Annotated in this window: 21 protein-coding genes; 7 read left to right on the forward strand and 14 right to left on the reverse strand. The window is 70.2% G+C overall.

The genetic code is table 11. The annotated features are described in order from the left end of the window. Nucleotides 1-167 precede the first annotated feature (167 nt). On the forward strand, nucleotides 168-1,760 hold the full coding sequence (locus tag ABD204_RS13950; protein WP_194424318.1) for a stealth family protein: 1,593 nt from the start codon (nucleotides 168-170) through the stop codon (nucleotides 1,758-1,760). On the opposite strand, the gene ABD204_RS13955 is transcribed toward ABD204_RS13950, so the two are convergent. Together ABD204_RS13955 and rsmA are read right to left on the reverse strand one after the other, a co-directional pair. After that, the gene (locus ABD204_RS13955; protein WP_194424317.1) at nucleotides 1,702-2,628 is read right to left on the reverse strand and encodes a phosphodiesterase; all 927 of its coding nucleotides are present in this window, start codon (nucleotides 2,626-2,628) and stop codon (nucleotides 1,702-1,704) included. The two genes, ABD204_RS13950 and ABD204_RS13955, sit on opposite strands and share 59 nt — an antisense overlap. Nucleotides 2,629-2,747: 119 nt before the next feature. Next, nucleotides 2,748-3,596, reverse strand: coding sequence for a 16S rRNA (adenine(1518)-N(6)/adenine(1519)-N(6))-dimethyltransferase RsmA (gene rsmA, locus ABD204_RS13960; protein ID WP_194424316.1), 849 nt, complete (start codon nucleotides 3,594-3,596; stop codon nucleotides 2,748-2,750). A 73-nt stretch (nucleotides 3,597-3,669) separates the two neighbouring features. Between rsmA and ABD204_RS13965 the strand changes: the two genes are divergently transcribed. Next, on the forward strand, nucleotides 3,670-5,115 hold the full coding sequence (locus ABD204_RS13965) for a sugar porter family MFS transporter (RefSeq protein WP_194424315.1): 1,446 nt from the start codon (nucleotides 3,670-3,672) through the stop codon (nucleotides 5,113-5,115). A gap of 33 nt (nucleotides 5,116-5,148) precedes the next feature. Here the strand turns inward: ABD204_RS13965 and ABD204_RS13970 are convergent, their stop codons facing one another. The 3 genes from ABD204_RS13970 to rsmI form a co-directional block, all read right to left on the reverse strand. After that, nucleotides 5,149-6,027: a TatD family hydrolase gene (locus ABD204_RS13970; RefSeq protein WP_322597574.1), complete on the reverse strand. Its 879-nt coding sequence runs from the start codon at nucleotides 6,025-6,027 to the stop codon at nucleotides 5,149-5,151. Further along, complete coding sequence (gene metG, locus ABD204_RS13975) at nucleotides 6,024-7,601, reverse strand: methionine--tRNA ligase (RefSeq protein WP_194424313.1); 1,578 nt, start codon at nucleotides 7,599-7,601, stop codon at nucleotides 6,024-6,026. The genes ABD204_RS13970 and metG overlap by 4 nt, the downstream gene beginning before the upstream one ends. A gap of 61 nt (nucleotides 7,602-7,662) precedes the next feature. Continuing rightward, nucleotides 7,663-8,481 carry a 16S rRNA (cytidine(1402)-2'-O)-methyltransferase gene (gene rsmI / locus ABD204_RS13980; protein ID WP_194424312.1) on the reverse strand — a complete coding sequence of 273 codons (819 nt, stop codon included), beginning with the start codon at nucleotides 8,479-8,481 and terminating at the stop codon, nucleotides 7,663-7,665. Between the two features lie 23 nt (nucleotides 8,482-8,504). On the opposite strand from rsmI, the gene ABD204_RS13985 reads away from it, so the two are divergent. Then, on the forward strand, nucleotides 8,505-10,124 hold the full coding sequence (locus ABD204_RS13985; RefSeq protein WP_322597573.1) for a dolichyl-phosphate-mannose--protein mannosyltransferase: 1,620 nt from the start codon (nucleotides 8,505-8,507) through the stop codon (nucleotides 10,122-10,124). A gap of 17 nt (nucleotides 10,125-10,141) precedes the next feature. On the opposite strand, the gene hemL is transcribed toward ABD204_RS13985, so the two are convergent. From hemL to hemE, 5 genes are read right to left on the reverse strand one after another with little or no spacing between them, the layout of a single operon-like run. Next, nucleotides 10,142-11,482 (reverse strand): glutamate-1-semialdehyde 2,1-aminomutase, encoded by a 1,341-nt coding sequence (hemL, locus tag ABD204_RS13990; RefSeq protein ID WP_194424311.1) that lies wholly within the window; start codon nucleotides 11,480-11,482, stop codon nucleotides 10,142-10,144. After that, on the reverse strand, nucleotides 11,479-12,459 hold the full coding sequence (gene hemB, locus ABD204_RS13995) for a porphobilinogen synthase (protein WP_194424310.1): 981 nt from the start codon (nucleotides 12,457-12,459) through the stop codon (nucleotides 11,479-11,481). The genes hemL and hemB overlap by 4 nt, the downstream gene beginning before the upstream one ends. Next, the gene (gene hemC, locus ABD204_RS14000) at nucleotides 12,456-13,400 is read right to left on the reverse strand and encodes a hydroxymethylbilane synthase (protein WP_194424309.1); all 945 of its coding nucleotides are present in this window, start codon (nucleotides 13,398-13,400) and stop codon (nucleotides 12,456-12,458) included. Before hemC ends, hemB begins: the two co-directional genes overlap by 4 nt. 5 nt (nucleotides 13,401-13,405) lie before the next feature. Then, nucleotides 13,406-14,098 (reverse strand): hydrogen peroxide-dependent heme synthase, encoded by a 693-nt coding sequence (gene hemQ, locus ABD204_RS14005; protein ID WP_194424308.1) that lies wholly within the window; start codon nucleotides 14,096-14,098, stop codon nucleotides 13,406-13,408. Then, the gene (gene hemE, locus ABD204_RS14010) at nucleotides 14,088-15,089 is read right to left on the reverse strand and encodes a uroporphyrinogen decarboxylase (RefSeq protein ID WP_194424974.1); all 1,002 of its coding nucleotides are present in this window, start codon (nucleotides 15,087-15,089) and stop codon (nucleotides 14,088-14,090) included. Before hemE ends, hemQ begins: the two co-directional genes overlap by 11 nt. Nucleotides 15,090-15,213: 124 nt before the next feature. On the opposite strand from hemE, the gene ABD204_RS14015 reads away from it, so the two are divergent. After that, nucleotides 15,214-16,455: a glutamyl-tRNA reductase gene (locus ABD204_RS14015; protein ID WP_194424307.1), complete on the forward strand. Its 1,242-nt coding sequence runs from the start codon at nucleotides 15,214-15,216 to the stop codon at nucleotides 16,453-16,455. Between the two features lies 1 nt (nucleotide 16,456). On the opposite strand, the gene ABD204_RS14020 is transcribed toward ABD204_RS14015, so the two are convergent. Genes ABD204_RS14020 through ABD204_RS14030 form a run of 3 tightly spaced genes read right to left on the reverse strand, consistent with a single transcriptional unit; the run spans nucleotide 16,457 to nucleotide 18,096 of the window. After that, nucleotides 16,457-16,963 (reverse strand): MarR family winged helix-turn-helix transcriptional regulator, encoded by a 507-nt coding sequence (locus ABD204_RS14020; protein ID WP_194424306.1) that lies wholly within the window; start codon nucleotides 16,961-16,963, stop codon nucleotides 16,457-16,459. 44 nt (nucleotides 16,964-17,007) lie between these two features. After that, nucleotides 17,008-17,847: an aldo/keto reductase gene (locus tag ABD204_RS14025; RefSeq protein WP_194424305.1), complete on the reverse strand. Its 840-nt coding sequence runs from the start codon at nucleotides 17,845-17,847 to the stop codon at nucleotides 17,008-17,010. Between the two features lie 54 nt (nucleotides 17,848-17,901). Then, on the reverse strand, nucleotides 17,902-18,096 hold the full coding sequence (locus ABD204_RS14030) for a hypothetical protein (RefSeq protein ID WP_194424304.1): 195 nt from the start codon (nucleotides 18,094-18,096) through the stop codon (nucleotides 17,902-17,904). Between the two features lie 92 nt (nucleotides 18,097-18,188). Here ABD204_RS14030 and hrpA point away from each other — a divergent pair, with 92 nt between their 5' ends. Both hrpA and ABD204_RS14040 read left to right on the forward strand, forming a co-directional pair. Next, complete coding sequence (gene hrpA, locus ABD204_RS14035) at nucleotides 18,189-22,088, forward strand: ATP-dependent RNA helicase HrpA (RefSeq protein ID WP_194424303.1); 3,900 nt, start codon at nucleotides 18,189-18,191, stop codon at nucleotides 22,086-22,088. A 14-nt stretch (nucleotides 22,089-22,102) separates the two neighbouring features. After that, the gene (locus ABD204_RS14040; protein ID WP_194424302.1) at nucleotides 22,103-23,050 is read left to right on the forward strand and encodes a quinone oxidoreductase family protein; all 948 of its coding nucleotides are present in this window, start codon (nucleotides 22,103-22,105) and stop codon (nucleotides 23,048-23,050) included. Here the strand turns inward: ABD204_RS14040 and ABD204_RS14045 are convergent. Beyond that, nucleotides 23,041-23,601 carry a hypothetical protein gene (locus ABD204_RS14045; protein ID WP_322597572.1) on the reverse strand — a complete coding sequence of 187 codons (561 nt, stop codon included), beginning with the start codon at nucleotides 23,599-23,601 and terminating at the stop codon, nucleotides 23,041-23,043. The genes ABD204_RS14040 and ABD204_RS14045 overlap by 10 nt on opposite strands. A 39-nt stretch (nucleotides 23,602-23,640) precedes the next feature. Here ABD204_RS14045 and ABD204_RS14050 point away from each other — a divergent pair. Then, nucleotides 23,641-24,250, forward strand: a 610-nt coding sequence (locus tag ABD204_RS14050) for a hypothetical protein (protein ID WP_344098604.1), incomplete at its 3' end; no start/stop codon positions are given.

The following is a 24,250-nucleotide window of genomic DNA, read 5'->3' on the forward strand; positions in this document are numbered from 1 at the left end:
CGCCCGCGGCGACGTGGGCCGCTTGTCGCGACGAAGTGATTTGTCTCGCGGATCGGGCAATCCGCGAGATCCCCGCAAACACGCGGGAAACAGTGCTGTAATAGTTTCCTCGTAGGGTTGCGCCACCGGCGGCGAGAGCGCCCCTGCCCCCGTCAGAAGGAAGCACCATGAACGTCGTATCATCCCTGCCGCTCGAGCGGCACCCCTGGTCGGCGCTGCTGCGACGCGACGACGTCGTCGTCGACCGAGGGCTCCTCCACCTGCTGCACGATTCGCTCACCCCCGACCAGGCGCGCACGAGCGACCTGATCTACGTGGCCGGCCTGTTCGAAGCGGCGGGTATCGGCGTCCGTCTCATCCGCCACGATCGCCATACGCCCGCGCTGGTCGTCGACCTCGACGATCGCGAGGCCGCCCACCGCGCCCTCGTCGATGCGTGCGCCGACGAGCCGGTCCACATCAAACCCAAGCGCGGCCGAGCGGTGCTCGCCGTCGACGCGCCCGTCGTGCCCGACACCCCGACCACCGTCCGGGTGCACCGCCCGCGCATCACCCGCACCGGCGGGTTGCGCTACGGAGCCGCGACGGGTGTGCGGGTGCAGTTCTGGCGCTTCGGTGACGACCTCGTCGAGGCGCCGTCGGACAATGTCTTCTCCCGATGCCACACCCCGGCCGGTGACCTCGTGGAGTCCACCGTCGAGCGGGAGGGCCGAACCTGGCGCACGTGGGAGGGGATGTTCGACCCGCAGCCCGACGAGTTCACCGGCGACGTCGACATCGTCTTCTCGTGGGTCGACGGCTCATCGACCGACTTCCAACGGCAACGCGCCGCGCGCATGGCCGGCTACGTCGTCGGCGCCGGCGACGACGGTCCGGCGCGGTATCGGCACGTCGACGAACTCCGGTACGCGTTGCGCAGCGTCCACATGTACGCCCCGTGGGTGCGCCGCATCTTCATCGCGACGGACTCCCCCGCGCCCTCCTGGCTGCGGGAGCACCCGAAGGTCACCATCGTGCGCAGCGAGGAGTTCTTCGCCGACCCCTCGACATTGCCCACGCACAACTCTCACGCGGTCGAGGCGCAGCTGCACCGCATCCCCGGGCTGGCCGAGCACTTCCTCTATTCGAACGACGACATGTTCTTCGGACGTCGGGTGCACCCGGAGATGTTCTTCACTCCGGCCGGCGTGACGAAGTTCGTGGAGTGCGGAGTGCGGATCGGGGCGGGTGGGCCGAACGCCGACCGCAGCGGCCACGACAACGGCCTGCGCGTGAACCGCGCACTCCTGCGCGCGCGATTCGGCCGCACGATCACACGCGACCTCGAGCACTGCGCGACCCCGTTGCGGCGCAGCGTGATGGCCGAACTCGAGGCGACCTTCCCCGAGGAGTTCGCCCGGACGGCCGGTTCGAGGTTCCGGTCGGCCACGGACATCTCGGTGACCAACAGCCTCTACCATTACTACGCCCTCATGACGGGGCGCGCGGTGCCGACCACCCGACCACGCACACGCTATGTGCAGACGACCATGCTCAGCGGGCTGCGGCGCATGGAGCGCCTCGCCGGCCACGACGAAGTGGACATGTTCTGTCTGAATGACGGCGGCGAAGTCGAGGTTCCGGAAGAGGTCCGGGCCGAGACGGTCCGCGCGACGCTGGAGGGGATGTTCCCCATCCCGGCGCCGTGGGAGCGACGTGAAGTCACCGCCGGGTCAGGGCATCACCGCGCGCCGGAGCCGACCCGCGCGACGGCGAGCTGAAAGGGCGGACCCCCGCGTCGTCAAGCCGGCGTCGCGACTCCTCCGGGTCGATGTACTCCAGAACCTGCGGCGCGTCCACCGGGACCACCGCGTGCACGACCGTCTCGTCGTAGACGTGCACCAGATTGTAGGACTGCGCGCCATCCTGCGGCCGGGTGCCGCCGACCGGGACGGTCAGGTCCTGCGCATAACAGGTCGAGGACGCCACCGACACCGGGACGCCCGCGAACGTGGCGAACGTCGAGTAGTGCAGATGGCCGGCGATGATGGCGCGCACGTCCGTGCCACGCACCACCTCGGCGAGCCGTCGCTGGTCACGCAGCTCCACGGTCGCGGCCAGTTCGAGCACGGCGGGGACGGGCGGGTGGTGCATCGCGAGCACCGTCCCCAGCGGGGCGGGCTCGGCGAGCACCTCACGCAACCACTGTCGTTGCGCCTCCGACACCTCGCCGTGGTGCTGCCCGGGGACCGTGCTGTCGAGAGTCACGATCCGCAGTCCGTCCAGTTCGTCGACCCGGTCGAACGGCGTCGTGTCGCCGCGAAGGTCATCCAGCAACCGCGCGCGGAATTCGGCACGGTCGTCGTGGTTTCCCATGACCCACAGGACGCGGGCACCGAGCGCGGCGGCGGCCGGTTCGACGAGATCGCGCAGTCGCGTGTAGGCGTCCGGTTCCCCCAGGTCGGCGAGATCGCCCGTGAACACCAGGGCGTCCGGGCGCACCCCGGACGCGATGATCTTCTCCAGCGTGCGCGTCATCCGCTCTGCTCCGTCGATCGCGCCGAAGAGACGGTCGCCCGGCGCGCGCAGGTGCGTGTCGCTGAGGTGGAGCAGGGTCCGGTCGGGTGCCGGGTGTTCCGCGGTGTGCATCGCTTCATCTCCCACCCCGAGGTCGAGCCGGGGTCGCGGGGAATGTTACCGGGATGTTTCGGCCATCGGATGCGAGAACGGTGAATGTTGCGCGAACGTCACCTGTCCGGCGCCGTTCGTCAGAGCAGCGCGACCTGCGCGATGCGCTGGAAATCGTCGATCGAAAGCTCCTCACCGCGCGCCGTGGCCGGCACCTTTGCCGCTTCGAGCACCGCCGACGCCGTCGCGGATGTACCCCCGAGCGTCTCGGCGAGCGCCTGGCGGAGCATTTTCCGCCGCTGCCGGAAGGCCGCATCGATCACGGCGAAGGTGCGCAGACGTTCTTCCTCCGTGCCACGTGGTTCGCCGTCGCGCGAGAACGCGACCAACACGCTGTCGACGTTCGGGACCGGCCAGAACACCTGCCGCGACACGGTTCCCGCGAGGCGCCACGGCCCGTACCAGGCCGCCTTCGCACTCGGCGAACCGTAGACCTTCGATCCGGGCGGGGCCGCAAGGCGCTCGCCGACCTCCGCCTGGACCATGACCACCCCACGCTGCAGGTGCGGGAACGTCTCGAGGAAGTGCAGCAGCACCGGCACCGACACGTTGTAGGGCAGGTTCGCGACCAGGACGCTCGGCTCGCCCGGCAACGCGGAGACCCGCAGCGCATCCGCGCACACCACCTCCAGTGCCCCGGCGGCGACGCCGTGCTCGCGGGCGGTCTCCGGAAGGCGCCCGGCCAGGCGGTGATCGATCTCGACCGCGGTCACCTCGGCGCCGGCCTCGAGGATGGCGAGGGTGAGCGAGCCCAGACCGGGACCGATCTCGACCACGCGCTCCCCCGCGCGCACGTCGGCGACGTGCACGATCTTGCGCACGGTGTTGGCGTCGACGACGAAGTTCTGACCGAGCTTCTTCGTCGGTGTGACGTCGAGCTCGGCGGCGAGGGCGCGGATCTGTCCCGCGCCGAGCAACTGCACGGGCATGCGTCTCACTGTAGTCAAGCCCCCGGAGGACGCGTGCGGGGGCGCCGCACGCGGGTCTAGGGTGACGGATGTGATGTCATCCGATTCCACCCCCACGGCGGGGTTCTCGCTGAGCAGCTCCTACGGGCGGCGCGCGATCGCGCTGTCCATCGCCGCGGCCGTAGGCGGCTTCCTCTTCGGCTTCGACTCCTCGGTGATCAACGGCGCCGTCGATTCCATCGAGTCCGACTTCGCGCTGAACGATGTGGTCACCGGCTTCGTCGTGGCCATCGCCTTGCTGGGCTGCGCATTCGGCGCCATCCTCGCCGGCACCCTGAGCGACCGCTTCGGTCGCCTGAAGGTCATGCTCATCGGCGCGATCATGTTCTTCACCAGCGCGTTCGGCTCGGGGCTCGCCTTCGGGGTCTGGGACCTCACCTTCTGGCGCCTCATCGGCGGTATCGGCATCGGCATCGCCTCGGTGGTCGCCCCCGCCTACATCGCCGAAGTCGCGCCGCGACAGATCCGCGGAACGCTCGGCTCGCTGCAACAGCTCGCGATCACCCTCGGTATCTTCGCGGCCCTCCTCTCGGACGCGCTCCTGGCCAGCATCGCCGGCGGTGCGAACGAACCGATGTGGTTCGGGCTGGACGCATGGCGATGGATGCTCCTGGTCGAGGCGATTCCGGCTCTGGTCTACGGGTTGCTGGCTCTGACCATGCCCGAATCGCCGCGGTACCTGATCGCGAAGGGCCGAAAGGACGAGGCGAAGGAGATCTTCTCCCGCCTCATGCCGCCGGATGACCTCGAGATCACGGTCAACGAGCTCGAGAAGAAGATCCAGGCCGACCGGAAGAACTCGGGCGTCTCGTTGCGCGGACCGGTCCTCGGGCTCCAGGGGATCGTGTGGATCGGCATCATCCTGTCGGTGTTCCAACAGTTCGTCGGCATCAACGTGATCTTCTACTACTCGACGACCCTGTGGCGGGCCGTCGGGTTCACGGAGCAGAACTCGCTGATGATCAGCGTGATCACGTCGGTCACCAACGTCCTGGTCACGATCATCGCGATCGTCCTGGTGGACCGTATCGGGCGCAAACCGATTCTGTTGACCGGCTCGGTACTCATGACGGTGTCGCTCGCGGCGATGGCCGTGTCGTTCGCGTTCGCCACCGGATCCGGCGACGACGTGTCGTTGCCCGATCCGTGGGGGCCGATCGCGCTCGTGGCCGCCAACCTGTTCGTGATCGGATTCGGCGCATCGTGGGGCCCGCTGGTGTGGGTGCTCCTGGGCGAGATCTTCCCGAGTCGTATCCGCGGCAAGGCGCTCGGTGTCGCCGCCGGCGCGCAATGGATCGCCAACTTCCTCATCACGGTGAGCTTCCCGGTGATGTCGACCTGGTCGCTTCCGCTCACCTACGGCATGTATGCCACGTTCGCCGCGTTGTCCTTCTTCTACGTCGCGTGGAAGATCCCCGAGACCAAAGGCATGGAGTTGGAGCAGACCGAGACGCTGTTCGCGAAGAAGCCCAAGAGCTGACACCGACCGTTCGCGGCGCGGGCTCGCGCCGGTTCAGAAGGGGCCGTAGACCTCGAGGGTGTTCCGGGCCAGCTGCGCACAGAGCTCGTCCACATCGAGTCCCAGCTCGGCCGCCATGAAACGGACCGTGACGGGGATCAGGTACGGGGCGTTCGGGCGCCCGCGATACGGCGTCGGCGTGAGGAAGGGCGCATCGGTCTCCACGAGGATGCGCTCGAGCGGGGTCACGGCGAGCGCATCGCGGAGGTTCTGCGCGTTCTTGAACGTGACGTTGCCGGCGAAGGACAACCAGTATCCGCGCTCCCCCGCGACGGTCGCCATCTCCTCGTCACCGGAGAAGCAGTGGAACACGGTCCGCTCGGGCGCACCGACACGAAGGAGCGTGTCGAGCACGGCGTCGTGCGCGTCTCGATCATGGATCTGCATGGCGATGTCGTGCTTCTTCGCCAGCGCGATGTGGGCTTCGAAGGACGCGTACTGCGCGGGCACCCCGGGCTGGTCGGTCCGGAAGAAGTCGAGCCCGGTCTCCCCGATCGCCCGCACGCGCGGTTGCGCGGCGAGTTCGTCGATGACGGCGATCGCCTCGTCCAGTCGACCCGCCTCCTGGTAGAGCGGCGCCTCGTTCGGGTGGATGGCCACGGCCGCGAGCACGCGCGTGTCGGAGGAGGCCGCCCATGCCGACCACCGGCTGGATTCGATGTCGCCCCCCGCCTGGACGACCCCGACCACCCCGACCTCGGCGGCGCGGTCGAGCTGGTCGGTGAGGCTCAGCGGGTCGTCACCGTCCTCGATCTCCAAGTGCGCATGGTTGTCGTACACCGCGACGGCGAGCGGCTCGGGCGCCTCCGGATAGCGCGTGTCGCGCGCTCCCTTCTCCCGGGTCCGCACGTAGGCGCTGGGGTCGGCGCTCACGAGTTCTGCTCGACGCGCGGGAACAGCGGAGCCAGCGCGCTCACCGTGGTACCCGGCGCGAGCACGCCCCATGTGCCGGCGCCGCGGATCGGCTGGGAGGTGAGTGCCCCCAGGGCCGCCTCGGCGCCGAGCGCCTTCCAGAGGATCCCGGTGGCGGCCGGCATCACCGGCGACAGCAGGACCGTGAGCGCGCGCAGACCCTCGGCGACCGTGTAGAGCACCGTCGCCAGGCGTTCGCGATTCGCTTCGTCCTTGGCCAGAGCCCAGGGCTCGTTCACGGTGATGTACCCGTTGAGTTCGTCGACGATCGTCCAGATGCGCTCGATCGCCTCGTCGATGCGGAACCGCTCCATCGCCGCGTCCGCGGCGGTGGCCGCGTCAGCGACCACGGTCTGGACGGCCCGGTCCGCGTCGGTGTACGTCCCCGGCATCGGCACGACGCCGTCGAAGTATTTCCCGATCATCGCGACCGTGCGCGAGGCGAGGTTGCCGAACCCGTTGGCCAACTCCGCCTGGTAGCGCGCCGACAGGTCCTCCCACGAGAACGAGCCGTCCTGCCCGAAGGCGATCGCCGACAGGAAGTAGAACCGGTACGCGTCGGAGCCGAACACGTCCGTGATCTCGCTCGGCGCGATGCCGGTCAGCTTCGACTTGGACATCTTCTCCCCGCCGACCAGGAGCCAGCCGTGCGCGAACACACCGCGCGGGACCTCCAGACCGGCGGCCATGAGCATGGCCGGCCAGATCACGGCGTGGAAGCGGAGGATGTCCTTGCCCACGACGTGGTACGCCGGCCAGCGGCGGGCGAACTGTTCGGGGTCGGTGCCGTACCCGACCGCCGTGGCGTAGTTCAGCAGCGCATCCACCCACACGTAGATGACGTGACTGTCATCCCACGGCACCTCGATGCCCCAGTCGAAAGTCGAGCGGGAGATCGACAGGTCTTTCAACCCACTGCGCACGAACGAGACGACCTCGTTGCGCGCCGACTCGGGTCGGATGAAGTCGGGTTCTGACGCGTACAGCTCCAGGAGTCGATCCTGGAACTCGCTCAGTTTGAAGAAGTAGTTCTTCTCCTGCAGCAGCTCGAGGGGTTTCGAGTGGATCGCACAGACCTTCAACCCCTCGAACTCGCCGGTTCCCGGGAGGATCTCCGCCTCGGTCTTGAACTCCTCGCAGCCCACGCAGTAAAGCGCCTCGAACTCGCCCGCGTAGATGTAGCCGCGATCATAGATCGCCTGCACGAACGCCTTCACCCGTTCTTCGTGTCGCTCCTGCGTGGTGCGGATGAAGTCGTCGTTGGCCACGTCCAGGGTTTCCAGCAGCGGGAACCACGACTCGCTGACGAGCCGGTCGACCCACTCCTGCGGGGTGGCCCCGTTCGCCGCGGCGGCACGCATCATCTTCTGACCGTGCTCGTCGGTACCGGTGAGCATCCAGGTGTCGTCACCGGCCTGGCGGTGCCACCGCGCAAGGGTGTCCACGGCGACGGTCGTGTAGCCGTGGCCGATGTGCGGCACATCGCTCGGATAGTAGATCGGCGTCGTGATGTAGAAGGATCGGCCGGAAGTCACCCGAGAATTCTAGTTCCCCGCCGCACCGCCCCGCCCCCGTGTGACGGATGCCGCCCCGGGGTCATTTCCGGGCGGCGAGCGCGGCCTGGTAGAGGTCGCGGCGGGAGTGGCCGGTCGCCTCGGCGACCTCGCCGGCGGCATCCTTGAGGCGGACCCCTTCCGCCACGAGGGCGCCGACCTGGGTGACCGCCTCCGCGAAGGGGGACGCGCGCCGGTGGGCGCCGGCGAGGACGAGGACGACTTCGCCGCGCACCCCGTCGTCGGCCCACGACGCGACCTCGGAGAGGCTTCCCCGTACGACCTGCTCGTGGAGTTTCGTCAGTTCCCGGCACACGGCCACACGTCGGTCGGGCCCGAACGCCTCGACCATCGCGTGCAGTGTCGTCGCCGTCCGTGACGGGGACTCGAAGAAGACCATCGTGCGGGGTTCGGCGTCCAACGCCGCCAGCATCCGCGCGCGCTCACCGGGTTTGCGCGGCACGAACCCCTCGAACGTGAAACGGTCGGTCGGCAGGCCCGACACGGCGAGCGCGGTGACGACCGCGCTCGGACCGGGGATCGCGGTCACCGTGACGCCGGCCGCGGCGGCGGCGGCCACGACGCCGTACCCGGGGTCGCTGACGGTGGGCATTCCCGCGTCACTGAGCAACAACACGTCGCCATGGCGCGCGATCTCGACGACGTCGTCGGCACGGTCCTTCTCGTTGTGGTCGTGCAGTGCGATCACGCGCGGCCGGTTGGTGATCCCGAGCGCCGCGAGGAGGCGTTGGGTCGTCCTGGTGTCCTCGGCGGCGATCGTCTGCGCCTCCTCGAGCGCCTCGACGAGTCGCGTCGACGCGTCGGCGAGGTTACCGATGGGGGTCGCGGCGAGGATGATCACCGCCCCAGCATAGGCTGGACGATGTGTCGAACCCCGAGCCGTCCGTTCCGCTCGGGGCGGGTCCGGCGTGGAACGGACCGGCCCCCGCGTCCGAGGGGCCTCTCCCCGGGGGCGCTCCGACCCCGACGTGGTACGACCGGGCGACCATGCGGTTGCGCGCCGACCCGACGCGCAACCGGCGCGGGGGTGTGCTCGCGGCGGTCCTGGTCACGCTGATCGCCGGTGTCCTGCGGCTGTGGAACCTGGGCCATCCGGCGACGCTCGTGTTCGACGAGACCTACTACGTCAAGGACGCATGGAGTCAGTGGCTCCTCGGCTACACCGCCCAGTGGCCGGACGGCGCCGACACCGGCTTCGCCGACGGCGCGGTCGACACCTTCCTCCCCGACGGCAGCTTCTCGGTCCATCCCCCGCTGGGGAAGTTCTTCATCGGCGCGGGCATGGCCCTGTTCGGCGTCGAATCCTCGACCGGCTGGCGTATCGCGGTCGCGCTGTTCGGCACCGGCATGGTGCTCGTGCTCTACCTGTTCGCCCGGACACTCACCCGGTCGGTGGCGTTCGCGACCGTCGCGGGCTTGTTGCTCGCCGTCGACGGGCAGGCGATCGTGATGAGCCGGGTGTCGCTCCTGGACACGTTCCTGGCGTTCTTCGTCCTCCTTGCGGCGTGGTTCATCGCGCTCGACACGCGTGGTCATGCCGCACGCGTCGCCGCCATGGCCGCCTCACGCCGACCCCCGCACGTGTGGGGCCCGGTGCTGTGGAACCGACCGTGGGTCATCGCCGCCGGGGCCGCAGCCGGATGCGCGGTGGCCGTCAAGTGGTCCGGGCTGTATGTGCTCGCGGCGCTCGGCTTGTACCTCGTCGTCGCCGACGCGTGGGCGCGGCGCCGCGCGGGGATCTCCTCTTGGCTCGCCGACGCGGCCCTGCGGCAGGGGCCGGTCTCCTTCCTGCTGCTGGTGCCGGTCGCCGCTGTGGTCTATGTGTCCTCCTGGCTGGGCTGGCTGCTCACCGGCGGCGGGTGGGGCCGTGACCTGGGGGCGGCGGATCCGGGACCGTGGGGATGGGTGCCCACGCCCCTTCGGGCGCTGTGGCTGTTCCACAAGGCGATCTACGACTTCCACGTCGGCCTGACCAGCGAGCACGGCTACGCCAGTCCGGCGTGGCAGTGGCCGCTGCTGGCACGCCCCACCTCGATGTACTACGAGAGCGCCGAGTGCGGCGGCGTGACGTGCGTGGACAACATCTACAGCCTCAACAACCCGCTCATCTGGTGGGCGGGGATGGCCGCCGTCGTGTGGCTGGTCTACCGTTTCGCGATGCGGCCACGGTGGCAGACGGGGCTCGTGTTGACCGGGCTCGCGGCGACCTACGTGCCGTGGCTGCTGTACCCCGAGCGCACCATCTTCCAGTTCTACACGGTGGTGATGCTGCCGTTCGTCGTCTTGGCGCTGACCTTCGCGCTCCGGGACGTCTCCGGCTCGACCTCGTTCGATCCCGTCCGCCGTGCCGGTGGCCAACGGCTCGTCCTGGTGTTCCTGATCGCGGTGGTCGTGCTGACCGCTTTCTGGTACCCGATCCAGACCGCCACGACCGTGCCGTACGAGTTCTGGCGCCTTCACAATTGGCTACCCGGCTGGATCTGACCGGGACTCGGACCGGGTCAGGGTGCGGTGGCCGAGGCCGCGGCGCGCGCCGCGTACGGCAGAGCCTCCTCGATGCGTGAGAGCGCGGCGTCGTCGTGCGCGGCCGTGAGGAACCACGCCTCGAAGACGCTCGGCGGCAGGGACACGCCGTGCTGGAGCATCGCGTGGAAGAACGGGCCGTAGCGCCACGCGTCCTGATCCTTCGCGTCCGCGTAGTCGCGGACGGGTGCGTCGCGGAACGCCACGGAGAACAGGCTGCCGGCGAAGGACAGCGTATGGGCGACACCCGCGGCGGCGAGCGCCTCGGTCAGCGCGGAGGCCACGCGCGCGGAGGCGGAGTCGACGTGCGCGTAGACGGCGGCGTCGGAGAGACGGAGGGTCTCGATGCCCGCAGCCACCGCGAGCGGGTTTCCGCTCAGCGTCCCCGCCTGGTAGACGGGCCCGAGCGGCGCCAGCATCTCCATGAGTTCCGCCCGCCCCCCGAGCCCGGCGAGGGGCATGCCCCCGCCGATCACCTTCCCGAAGGTGTAGAGATCGGGCACATAGCGTGCACCGCGCTCCCGTTCCAGTCCCCACCAACCGGCCGGGTGGACGCGAAACCCGGTGAGGACCTCGTCGAGGATGAACAACGCCCCGTTCTCGCGCGCGGTCCGTACGAGGAAGTCGTTGAACCCCGCTTCCGGTGCCAGGACGCCCGCGTTGGCCCCCGCGCCCTCCGCGATGATCGCGGCGATGCGTCCGGGATGCGCGGCGAACGCGTCCCGGACCGCGTCGCGATCGTTGTAGGGCAACACGAGGGTGAGGCCGGCGACGGGTGCGGGCACACCCGCCGAACCGGGCAGCCCGAGGGTCGCCACGCCCGAGCCCGACTCGGCCAGGAGTCCGTCGGAATGGCCGTGATAGTGCCCGGCGAACTTGATGATGACATCGCGCCCGGTGGCGCCGCGTGCAAGACGGATCGCCGTCATGGTCGCCTCGGTCCCGGTCGACACCAGACGCAGTCGCTCGAGGCCCCGCACACCGTGGAGGTCGAGGCGGTCGGCGACGAGCTCGGCGAGCTCGGTCTCGCCGGGTGTCGACGCGCCGAACGACAGTCCGCGCGTCGCGGCCTCCCGCACGGCTTCGACCACGCGGGGGTGCGCGTGGCCGAGCAAGGCCGGTCCCCATGAGGCCACGAGGTCGACGTATTCGCGTCCGGTCACGTCGGTGACCGTGGCACCCTCGGCCGCGACGATCGACAAGGGCGTGCCGCCGACCGACCCGAAGGCGCGCACGGGAGAGTTGACACCTCCGGGGATGACGGCCCGCGCGCGGGCCGCGGCGGTCTCGTTGGTCAGGGAGGCTGCGGTGGGGGTCATGCGTCCTTCCAGCGTTCGGCGGCCTCGACCGCGGCGTAGGTGAGCACCGCATCGGCGCCGGCGCGCACGATCGAGGTGAGGGACTCGTCGATCGCGCGTTCCCGGTCGATCCACCCGTGCGCGGCGGCGGCCTCGATCATCGCGTACTCGCCGCTGACCTGGTACGCCCACACCGGGACCGGCGAGACGGCGGCGGCATCGGCGAGCACGTCGAGGTAGGTCATCGCCGGTTTGACCATCACCACATCGGCGCCCTCGGCGACATCCAGGTCCACCTCCCGAGCGCCCTCCCGCCGATTCGCGGGGTCGAGCTGGTAGCTGCGTCGGTCGCCCTGGAGCGAGGACTGCACGGCGTCGCGGAACGGCCCGTAGAACGCCGAGGCGTATTTGGCGGAGTACGCCAGCAACGCCACATCCGCGCGGCCCGCCGCATCCAGACCGTCACGGAGCGCCGCGACCTGGCCGTCCATCATGCCCGAAAGTCCCAGCAGGTGGGATCCGGCCTCCGCCTGCACGAGCGCCATGTCGCGGTATCGTTCGAGGCTCGCGTCGTTGTCGACCGTTCCCCGCGCATCCAGCACCCCGCAGTGGCCGTGGTCGGTGAATTCGTCCAGGCACAGGTCGGTCTGCACCACCAGCTGGTCGCCCACCTCCGAGATCGCGATCCGGGTGGCGACGTTGAGGATGCCCTGCGGGTCGGTCGCGCCGCTGCCGAGGGCGTCCTTGTGCTCGGGCACGCCGAACAGCATGACCCCGCCGATACCCGCCTCCGCCGCGCGGTGTAGCGCGGCGCGGAAGCTGTCTGTCGAATGTTGCACGACGCCGGGCATCGACGCGATCGGACGCGCCTCGGATGCGCCTTCGGCGATGAACATCGGCAACACAAGCCGGGAGGCCTCCGGCCGGGTCTCGCGGTGGAGACGGCGCCAGGCGGGTGTCGCGCGCAGTCGGCGGGGACGGATGCGGGGTCCGGTCACGGTGTTCTCCTTCGCGACGGGGTCGCGGGTCCCGCGGGGGCAGACGGATCCAGGGGGGCGATGCGCGCGGCGCCGCGTTCGATGAGGTCGATCCCCACGAGGGTGGCCAACTCCGTCGGTGCCGCCGGCTCGAGCGGCATCGCGCGGGAGCTGTCGATCATCTCGCCGCCGTCGGCCCGGTAGACGCGCGCCGTCAGGAACAACAGGCCGTCGTCGACGAACGCCATGGCCGCGATCGGTGCCGCGCACCCCGCCTCCAACCGAGCGAGCACCCCGCGCTCGGCGTCGGCGCACGCACGGGTGGCGTGGTGGTCGATGTGCTGGACGAGGTGCTCGTCGCCCTCGCGGACCTCGACGGCGAGCGCACCCTGGGCCGGGGCGGTGGGCCATCGGTCGAGGTCGAACAGCTCCGTGGCGGCGTCGGACCTGCCGATGCGGGCCAGGCCCGCAGCGGCCAGAACGACGGCGTCGAGGGTCCGCTCGGGATCCTCGTGTCCGACCCGCCCCAGCCGCGTGTCGATGTTCCCCCGGATGTCGACGAGCTCCAAGTCGGGTCGGTACCGGGACAACTGCGCACGGCGGCGCGGGGACCCGGTACCCACGCGGGCACCGTCGGGAAGATCGTCGAGGGTCATCCCGTCGCGGGCGCACAGGGCGTCACGGGCGTCCGCGCGGGGTGGTACCGCCGCGATCACGAGCCCCGGCTCGGGCGCGGTCGGCAGGTCCTTGTAGGAGTGCACGACCGCATCCACCTCGCCCTGCGACAGCGCATCGCGCAACGCCTTCGCGAACACCCCGGTCCCGCCGAGCGACGCCAGCGAGGCGGTCGAGGTGTCCCCCTCGGAGACGATCGGCACCAGCTCGGCGCCCAGCATGTCGGCGACCGTGCCGGCCTGTGTCATCGCGAGGGCGCTTGCGCGCGTCCCGATCCGCAATGCCATGGCGGTCAGGAGACCACGTCGGCCACGTCGGCCACGTCGATGCGCCGCCCGGTGAAGAACGGCACCTCTTCGCGCACGTGTCGACGCGCTTCGGTCTTGCGGAGGTAGCGCATGAGGTCGACGAGGTCGATGACGTCATCGGCTTCGAGCGCCAACAGCCACTCGTAGTCGCCGAGCGCGAACGATGCGACGGTGTTGCTCTGCACCTGGGGGAAGTCCCGCCCCATCCGGCCGTGCTCGCCCAGCATCGCGCCCCGCTCCTCGGCGGGGAGCAGGTACCAGTCGTAGCTGCGCACGAACGGGTAGACGGTGACCCATTCCTTCGGCGGCAGGCCCCGGGAGAAGGCCGGCGAGTGGTCACGGGTGAACTCGGCGTCGCGGTGCACGCCCATCGCGTTCCACGTCGGCAGCAGCGGGGCGAATTCCCGGGAACGACGCAGGGCGCGCAGGTCGGCCTGCAGCCCCTCGGCGGTGTGGCCGGTCAGCCACACCAGCACGTCGGCGTCCGCGCGCAAGCCCGACACGTCGTAGACGGCCCGCACGGAGTCGATGGAGCGCGCGACATCCGCGGCCGGGAGCGCGTCGCTCGTGGTCTCGGCCGGGTGCGGGTCTCGGCGGAACACCGCCCACAGACCGTAGTGGGTCTGCTCGACACGCTCGGTCGCGGCGGCGGACGGGTGGGGGGTCTCAGCGGTCATGCACGTACTCCACGATTCGAGTCAGGACGGTCGGATCGGTCTCGGGCGGTACCCCGTGGCCGAGGTTGAGGATGTGGCCGGGCAGGTCGGCGCCACGGGTGAGGACGTCGTCGATATGGGCGGCCAGGACCGGCCAGGGGGCGGTGAGGAGGGCGGGATCGATGTTGCCCTGGAGCGGCATGGGCCTTCCGACGCGGCTCGCGGCGACATCGAGCGGCAGACGCCAATCGACACCGATGACATCGGCTCCCAGGGCAGGGACGAGATCGAGCACCTCCGACAGTCCGAGCCCGAAGTGGATCTTCGGCACCTCCAGCCCGCGGAGCGCGTCGAAGGCCCGCCGGGTGTGGGGCGCGACTCGACGCTGGTAGTCGGCGCGCGAGAGCGAGCCGGCCCACGAGTCGAACAGCTGGACCACGCTCGCGCCCGCTTCCACCTGGGCGCGGATGAACGCACCGGTCACGTCGGCGCACCAGTTCAGCAACGACGCCCACGTGTGGGGGTCGGTCTTCATGAGCGCCCGCGTGCGCAGCTGCTCCTTGCTCGGTCCCCCCTCGACGAGGTAGCTCGCGAGCGTGTACGGGGCCCCGCCGAAGCCGACGAGCGGGGTCTCGTGGAGTTCGGCGACCACCAGAGCGACCGCTTCGCGGATCGGTTGGAGCGCGGCCGGGTCGAGCGGGCGCAGGGCGAGCACGTCGGAGGCGGTACGCACCGGTTCGGCCAGCACCGGACCTCGCCCCGGGACGATCGTCACGTCGACGCCGGCGAGCAGCACGGGCGTGACGATGTCGCTGAAGAACACCGCCGCGTCGACCGCGTGTCGGCGTACCGGCTGAAGCGTGATCTCCGCCGCGAGGTCCGGCCGCAGACAGGCCTCCAACATGTCGACGCCGGCGCGGGTCGCGCGGTACTCGGGCAGGGACCTGCCGGCCTGTCGCATGAACCACACGGGCGTGGTCTCCGGACGGTCGCCGCGGGCGGCGCGGACCATCGCGGACCGGTCTGTTCCCCCGTCCGTCAGCGGATGCCCGGAGGGCAGGGACGATACGGCGGATGACACCCCTCCAGGGTACGTCCTCGCGCGCGGTGTCCGGATCGGAGGTTACGATGGTGCGGTGCTGTTCTGTCTGACGGCCAGCCACCGCAACACCGAGTTCGACGTCCTCGACCGCATCTCGCGTGTGAGCGAGACCACTGGCGCCGATCTCGTCGCCGCGCACCCCTTCGTGCGCGGCGCCGTCGTGTTGTCCACCTGCAATCGCTTCGAGGCGTACCTGGAGCTGGACGAGCCGCTCGCCGCACCCGGCGCGCTCGCGCGCGAGGCCGTCCTGGACGCCCTGGCCCGGTCGATCGGCACCGACGCCGCCCTCGTGCGCGACAGCGCAGAGGCGTTCACCGGCGACGCCGTCGTGCAGCACCTCTTCTCGGTCAGCTCCGGCCTGGAGTCGATGGTCGTGGGCGAAGAGGAGATCACCGGACAGGTCCAGCGCGCCCTCCGCGATGCACGCACCGCGGGCACCACCAGCCCCGCCCTCGAGCAGGCCTTCCAGCGCGCCGCCCACGCGACACGCGAGGTCCGCGCGAAAGCCGATATGGGGGCGGCCGGCCGGTCGCTGGCCCGTCTCGCCCTGGATCTGGCCGAGAGCCGGATCTCCGACTGGTCGGATGTCCCGGTCCTCCTCGTTGGCACCGGAAGCTACGCCGCGACCACGATCGCCGCACTCCAGGCCCGCGGCGCCACCGATGTTCGGGTCTATTCCGCCACCGGTCGCGCTCAGCGCTTCGCGGCACGGTACGGGGTGCACGCAGAGAGCGACCTGCGCGAGGCCATCCGCGCGGCCCGATTGGTCATCACGTGCACCGCGCGCTATGTCATCACCCCCGAGGATGTCGTCGACGACTCCGTGCGACGTCTGCTCGTCGACCTGGGCCTCCCCCGCAACATCGACCCCGCGGTCGGCGACCTCGACGGCGTCGACCTGCTCGACCTCGAGCTGATCGGGCGGCACGCGTCACTTCCCGAGCTCGGTGCGGGCGCCCACGAAGTGGTCGGCTCCGCCGTGGCGACCTTCACCGCGGAACGCGACGCGGCACCGGCGATCGTCGCCGTCCGCTCCCACATCCAGGCGGCGCTCGCCGCCGAGCTGGGCAAGCTCCGCGACGACGGCTCCGACGCGCGCACCGAGACGGCGTTGCGTCACCTCGCCGGCGTCCTGTCCCACACCCCCTCGGTCCGGGCACGCGAGTTCGCGGCCGCGGGACGCCTGGACGAGTTCGAAGCGGCGTTGGAGATGGTGTTCGGCGTCGAGGTCGCACGCACCCCGGCCGCGCGGCTGCACGGCCTCTCGGCCTGCTGACTCAGTCCGACGGGGGCGGCGAGTCGACCTGGTCGACGGCCGACTGCAACCGTGCCAACGTCTCCGTGACGATGCGCGTCTCCTCCGGAGTCATGTCGATCACCGCCGCGAGCATGCGCTCGTGCATCTTGCCGAGTGTCGCGCGCACCTCGTGGTCGGTCTCGGCCGTGGGGATCACATGGATGCTGCGCCGATCGGTCGCGTGACGCTCGCGCCGCACATGGTCGGACTTCTCCAGGCGGTCGATGATCGCCGTCATCGAAGCAGTGGAGACCCCGAGGTATCGGGTCAGCTCGCTCGGCGACACGCGCCGACCCTCTCGCTGGGCGCGCAACAGGTACCGCAGCACCAGAAGGTCGTTCTCGCCCATCGACATCGCCTCACGGGTGCGGCGGCGCATCGCGACCTCGGCGGCGCGGTACATCCGGAACGCCTGGAGGAGTGCGACGGCACGCTCGTGGCGGTCGTCGGCTTTCTCGCCGTACCAGTAGGCGTTCTCGATGGCCATCGGTGCAGTTTATCCGCCCCGCCGCGCGCGGCGGGGCGGACCGGTCAGTTGAGCTCGGTCGGGTGCGCACCGACGCGGCCGCTGCCGTCGCCGGGATCCATCGCGTCGATCGCGGCGACCTGGGCGTCGGAGAGCTCGAGGTCGAACACGTCCAGGTTCTCTTCCAGGCGCGCGCGGCGCACCGACTTCGGGAACACGACGAACCCCTTCTGCAGGTGCCAGCGCAACACGACCTGCGCGGGGGTCTTGCCGGTCGCCTCGGCCGCCTCGGCGATCGGAGCGGCAGCGAACAGGTCGTACTTCCCCTGCCCGAGCGGCCCCCATGACTCGATCACGGTGCCGTGGGCCACCGCCCAGGCGGTGATCTCCCGCTGCTGATACGCCGGGTGCAACTCGATCTGGTTCACCGACGGGACGACATCGGTCGCGGCGACGATGCGGTCCAGATGCTCGACGAGGTGGTTCGAGACGCCGATACTGCGCGCAAGCCCGCGCTCGCGGATGCCGACCATCTTCTCCCATGCATGGACGTAGTCGTCCTTGGCCGGGGTCGGCCAGTGCACGAGGTACAGGTCGACGGCGTCCAGTCCGAGTTTGTCCAGGCTCTCCGCGATCGCACGGTCCGGTTCGTCACCGTGGTGGCGGTCGTTCCACAGCTTCGTGGTGATGTACAGCTCGTCGCGGGCGATGCCGGAGGCGGCGATCGCCGCCCCGACGCCCTGTTCGTTGCCGTAGATCGCCGCGGTGTCGATGTGACGGTAGCCGACCTCGAGCGCCTCGCTGACAGCTCGTTCGGTGTCTTCGGCCGGAACCTTGAAGACGCCGTAACCGAGCTGGGGGATCCGGTGGCCGTCGTTGAGTTCGATGAGGGGGATGTTCGCCATGCCTCCAGCTTAGGAGGGCACAGACGACGGGGACCGGCGCGGAAGGGCGGCGGGTCAGGAGTCCTTGCGCGAGATCGACCAGCGCTGGGCGGCTCCGGGGGTGCCGCCGAAGTGGATCGGTAGCGCGACGCCGAGCGAGAGCACGAGGATGCCGAGGGCGAAGAAGACGCCGGGCGCCACAGGCATGGAGATCGCCAGTCCCAGCAGGGCGATACCGCCGACGAACAGCAGAAGGGACAGGATGAACACGAGCGGCCTCCTCAGGGGTCGTACCCGTCCACGGTACCCGGTCGCCGGGCCTCCCGCACACCGGGACCGGCGGCGTCGTACGATGGAGGGCCATGTCCGCGCCCGCTCCCGTGATCTCCTACCCGCCCGAGCTGCCGGTCAGCGCGGCCCGCGACGAGATCGCCGCGGCCATCCGAGATCACCAGGTGGTCATCGTGGCGGGTGCGACAGGGTCGGGGAAGACCACCCAGCTGCCGAAGATCTGCCTGGAGCTGGGCCGCTCCGCCATCGCGCACACCCAACCGCGGCGGATCGCCGCACGCTCGATCGCCGAACGCGTCAGCGAGGAGCTGCAGGTACCGCTGGGTTCGGCGGTGGGCTACAAGGTGCGCTTCACCGACGCCGTCTCCGACCAGACGCGCATCACCTTGATGACCGACGGCATCCTGTTGAACGAGATCCATCGCGACCGGATGTTGCGTCGCTATGACACGATCATCGTCGACGAGGCGCACGAGAGGTCTCTGAACGTCGACTTCCTCCTCGGCTATCTCGCACGCATCCTCCCCCGGCGCCCGGATCTCAAGGTCGTCATCACAAGTGCCACCATCGATCCGGAGAGCTTCGCGGAACACTTCGCGGATCAGGAGGGGACTCCCGCACCGATCATCGAGGTCTCCGGCCGGACCTATCCGGTCGAGGTGCGCTATCGTCCGCCCACCGAAGCCGCCGACTCGGACGACATCGACAGCCTGACCAGGGCGCTCCGGGAGCTCGATCGCGAGCCGGCCGGTGATGTCCTGGTGTTCCTTCCCGGCGAGGCCGAGATCCGGGACGCCATGGATGCGGTGCGCGGCATGTACGCCAAGGACGTCGCTCCGACCGAGGTGCTCCCCCTGTTCGGACGCCTCTCCGCCGCGGAGCAACACCGCGTGTTCGACAGATCGCGCGTCGCCGGTGTCCGCCGACGCGTCATCCTCGCCACCAACGTCGCCGAGACCAGTCTGACCGTGCCCGGCATCCGGTATGTGATCGACACCGGTACCGCCCGGATCTCCCGCTACAGCAACCGCAGCAAGATCCAGCGTCTGCCCATCGAGCCGGTGTCGCAGGCCTCGGCGCAGCAACGCGCCGGACGTGCGGGCCGCACCGCCCCGGGCATCGCGGTCCGGCTGTACGCAGAGGACGACTTCGTCACCCGCCCCGAGTTCACCGAGCCCGAGATCCTCCGAACGAGCCTCGCGTCCGTGGTGCTGCAGATGCTCTCCCTGGGATTCGGCGACGTGGGGGACTTCCCTTTCCTCACCCCGCCCGATTCGCGCGGCGTCAAAGCCGCGTTCGACCTCCTGGTCGAACTCGGCGCGGTGCGCACGGCACCTCGCGGCCAGGGGGGTGCGCGCCTGACGGAAATCGGCACGCGCCTCGCGCGGCTTCCGATCGATCCGCGATTGGCCCGCATGCTCGTCGAGGCCGAGCGCACGGATGTGCTCGGCCAGGTCCTACCGATCGTCGCGGGGATGTCGATCCAGGACGTTCGGGAACGCCCCGAGGCCGACCGGGCCAAAGCCGATTCGTTCCACGCACGCTTCACCGATCCCACCAGCGATTTCCTCACGTTGCTGAACCTGTGGCGATACCTCCAGGAGAAGCAGTCCGAGCTCGGTTCCAGCGCGTTCCGTCGCATGTGCCGCGCGGAGTTCCTGAACTACGTGCGCGTGCGGGAGTGGATGGACGTGCACCGACAGCTGCGCTCACTGATGGGCCTGCGGCGCTCCAGCGCACCCGTCGACGAGGCCGGCGCCGATCCCGACGCGATCCATCGTGCGATCCTCGCCGGGCTGCTCTCCCACCTGGGCATCCTCGACACCCGCGGTCAGAACCGTGAGGCCAAAGGCCGCGGCGGCAAGAGCGGACCGCCGGCTGCGGAGTACGTCGGGGCCCGCGGCACGCGCTTCGCGATCTTCCCCGGGTCCGGGGTGCGCAAGAAGCGCCCTGCCGCGGTCATGGCCGCGGAACTCGTCGAGACCTCGCGTCTGTTCGCCCGGACGGTGGCCGCCATCGACCCCGCCTGGGCCGAGGCGCTCGCCGGAGACCTGGCCCGCCGGCAGCTGAGCGAACCGCACTGGTCGACGTCGCAGGGCGCGGCATCGGCGTACGAGAAGGTCACGTTGTTCGGGGTGGAGATCATCCCCAAGCGCAGGGTGCACCTTGCACGCTTCAACCGGCCGCTGGCGCGGGAGTTGTTCGTCCGGCACGCCCTCGTCGAGGGCGAGTGGAACACGACCCACCTCGACAAGCGTCTCACCGCGTTCGAACGTCGCAACCACGAGCTGCGTCGCCGCCTGGAGAAGGTCGAGGAGCGCGAGAGACGCCGCGACATCCTCGTCGGCGACGAGGCCGTCTACGGGTTCTACGACACCCGTGTTCCGCGCGAGGTCGTCGATGTCCGTTCCTTCGAGGCGTGGTGGAAGGACGCGATCACGCGGACGCCGCGGCTGCTGGACATGACCGAAGCAGACCTGCGCGAGGACGCCGGTCGTAGCGACGAACGCGATTTCCCCGCGCGCTGGCGGCAGGGTGATCAGGTGCTCACGCTGCGCTACCGGTTCGAGCCGGGCGCCCCGGATGACGGCGTGACGGCCGTGGTCCCGCTGGCCCTGCTCGCGCAACTGCAACCGGTCGGGTTCGATTGGCAGGTGCCGGGTCTGCGCGACGAGCTCATCACGGCCCTCATCCGCTCCCTCCCCAAATCCATCCGGCGCCACGTGGTCCCGGCGGCGGACTGGGCGGCGACGTTCTCCGCCGAGATCGCCACCGAAGGTCCCGAGCTCTCCGGCGGACTTCCCGCACAATCACTGCGCCAGGCGCTCGCCGACCGCATCCGCCGGGTGGCGAGTCAGCCGGTGGGCGAGAAGGACTTCGATCTGGAGCGCGTGCCGCCGCACCTGATGATGTCCTTTCGCGCGGTGGACGCCCGCGGCCGGGAAGTCGGTGGCGGTCGCGACCTCGCCGATCTCCAACGCCGGCTGGCCGATCGGGCGCGCTCGTCCGTGGCACGCTCCGTGGAGCGGGCATCGGCTCCGTCCTCCGTCGCCGGGGCCTCCCGCGGGGCCGCCGGCGCGCCCGCGGAGGTCGGTTTCGCGCAGCGCAGCGGCGTGACCTCCTGGGACTTCGGCGATCTGCCCGAGGTCGTGGACAGCAAGGTCGCCGGCGGCGTCGTCCGCGGCTATCCGGCCGTCGTCGACGACGGGGAGTCGGTCTCGCTGCGGATCGAGACCTCGGCAGAGTCGGCGGCCGACGCCACCCGCGGGGGCGCACGCCGACTGTTGCTGCGCGCTGTGGCATCCCCCGCCTCCTACGTGCTGGAGCACCTCACCAGCACGGAAAAGCTCGCCCTGGCGGCCTCGCCCTACCCCTCGGCGAAGGCCCTCATCGACGATGCGCGCCTCGCGGTGGCCGATCGAGTGCTCGGCGAAGTCGCCGAGGGCCGGACCATCCACTCCCAGGCAGGGTTCGAGAAGGCCCGCGACGCCTACGCGGCCGTCGTCGTCGAGGACACCTTCACGGTGGTCTCCCTCGCGGCGAAGATCCTCGTCCTGTCGCGCGAGGTCGAGAAGGCCGTGAAGAACCAGAACTCCCTCACGCTTCTGGGTGCGCTCAACGACGTCAAGACCCAGCTGTCCGGGCTGGTGTTCCCCGGCTTCATCGCCCGCATCGGCACGGCCCGGCTGGCACACCTGCCGCGGTATCTGCAGGGCGCACGAGACCGCGTCCTCGGTATCGCCGACAACCCCGGACGCGACCGGCAGCGGATGAGCGAGTACGAACGCTCCGCCACCGCGTTCGCCGACGCCGGCGGCACGATCCCCCTCGACGCCAGCGCGCCCGAGCACCTCGTGCGGGTGCGCTGGATGCTGGAGGAGTACCGTGTGAGCCTGTTCGCCCAGTCGCTCGGTACCGCCGAGCCCGTCTCCGCCCCGCGCATCGCCAAGGCCCTGCGCGGAGGGTCATGACCGGAAGGACACCGATGTCCCACGCCGTCGTTCACCGCCGCATCGGCGGCCCGGATGTCCTGGAGTATGTCGAGGCCGAGCCCGCACGCCCCGCCTCCGGGGAGGTCCTCATCCGCGTAGACGCGGCCGGGGTCAACCCGATCGATGCGAAGCTCCGCAGCGGAATCCGTCCCTCACCGCCCCTGGAGGGGCCCCGCCGTGTCGGTGCCGACGGTGCGGGCACCATCCTGGAGGTCGGCGAAGCGGTCGAGGGTCTCCGGACCGGCATGCCGGTGGTCGTCACCGGGGCGCAGGGCCTGTACGCGGACATGGCCACGGTCCCTGCCGCCGCCGTGACACCGCGTCCGCACACGGTCGACGCCGCCACGGGAGCGTCGATCGGCATTCCCGCCTCGACCGCCTATCAGGCACTGCGTTCCCTCTCGGTCGGCCCCGGCGACCGACTCCTCGTGCACGGCGGATCCGGCGCGGTCGGTCAGGCGGTGATCCAGTTCGCGTCGGCATGGGGAGCCGAGGTGATCGCGACGACGTCCTCCCGCAGAGCCGATCGCGTGCGGGAGCTCGGCGCGACGCCGGTACCGTACGGCGAAGGCCTCACCGATCGCGTCCGCACGCTGAGCCGCAGCATCGATGCCGCGCTCGATTGCGCGGGAACCGACGAGGCGATCCAGACATCGATCGAGGTGGTATCGGACCGGTCTCGGGTCGCGACGCTGGTGCGTGGTGCGGACGCGCCTGGCTTCGGTATCCAGGCGTACGCCGGTGGTGCACCGTACGGGCTCAGCGAACAGCAGCAGGCGTGGCGCCGAGAGGCGGTACCGGTGACGTTGGCGCTGATCGCCGCCGGCGCATTCCGTGTCGAGAAGGGACCCGCCTATCCGCTACGGGATGCCGTGCGCGCTCATGAGGAGCTCGAGCGCGGCACCGACGGGAAGATCCTGCTCTTGCCCGCTCAGTCCTGAGCGTCCTCCGCCGTGCCCTCGGGCGGCGTCTCTGCGTCGATGCCGGTACCGGCGTCCGAGGACTCGTCTTCCTCTTCCTCGACTTCGTCGACCCACACGGTCTCGGCGGCCTCGAAGCCGCTGGCGTCGTCCAGGGCCTCGGCGGCGACGGTCGCACGACGCCGCCACTGCTCGGCCTCGTCCCCCCGACCGAGCTCCTCGAGCACCGTCGCGCGTGCCGCGAAAAGCGCCGGACTCCACTCGTACGCGCGTTGCGGGTCGAGCTCGGGGATGTCGAGTTCGAGCAAGGCTCGCTCGGTCTCGCCCTGGTCGAGCCGCGCACCGGACATCGCGATCGCGAGCTCGACGCGCACGGCCGTGGGAAGTGTGCTGCGGTCGACGGAACGGCCGACCTCGAGCGCGCGGTCGGCACGGCCGACACCACGCTCGCTGTCGACCTGCAGCGCGATCTGGTCGTCCTTGCCGCTGATGCGACGGTAGGTGCGCAGTTCGCGGAGTGCCAGTGAATAGTCCCCCACCGCGTACGCCGTGATGGCCACCGTCTCGCGCACCACCGCGATGCGACCTGCGCGATGGCTCGCCTCGAGTGCATGACGGTGAGCGAGCGCGGGATCGTCCTCGATGAGGAGGCCGGCCATCGCAAGGTGGCGCGCGACCGCGTCGGCGTTCTCCTTGCTGAGCGTCTTCAACTCATTGCGTGCGGCGCTGGGCAGCGACCTGGCCGTGATCTCGTCGGGGACCTCGGGGACGTCCCGGCGCGGAGCACGGGGCTCTCGGTCATCCCGGCCCCCGTACGAACGGTCACCATCACGCTTCTGATACGGCTTCCGGTCATCCCGGCCCCCGTACGAACGGTCACCATCACGCTTCTGATACGGCTTCCGGTCATCCCGGCCCCCGTACGAACGATCGCCATCACGCTTCTGATACGGCTTCCGGTCATCCCGGCCCCCGTACGAACGGTCACCATCACGCTTCTGATACGGCTTCCGGTCATCCCGACCCCCGTACGAACGGTCACCATCGCGCTTCTGATACGGCTTCCGGTCCCCGCGGGCGGGGGTGCTGCGGTCGTTCGAGGTATAGCGAGGGCGACGAGGGCGCTCGCGATCTTCGTCTTCTGCCATCAGCTGATCCTCCTGTTAACGCGGAAATGGCCACCCTGCGTTGGGTGGCCATTTCCGGTAAGGGAAGTCCGGC

It is taken from the genome of Microbacterium aquimaris (assembly GCF_039531285.1).
GTDB classification, from domain to species: Bacteria; Actinomycetota; Actinomycetes; order Actinomycetales; family Microbacteriaceae; genus Microbacterium; species Microbacterium aquimaris.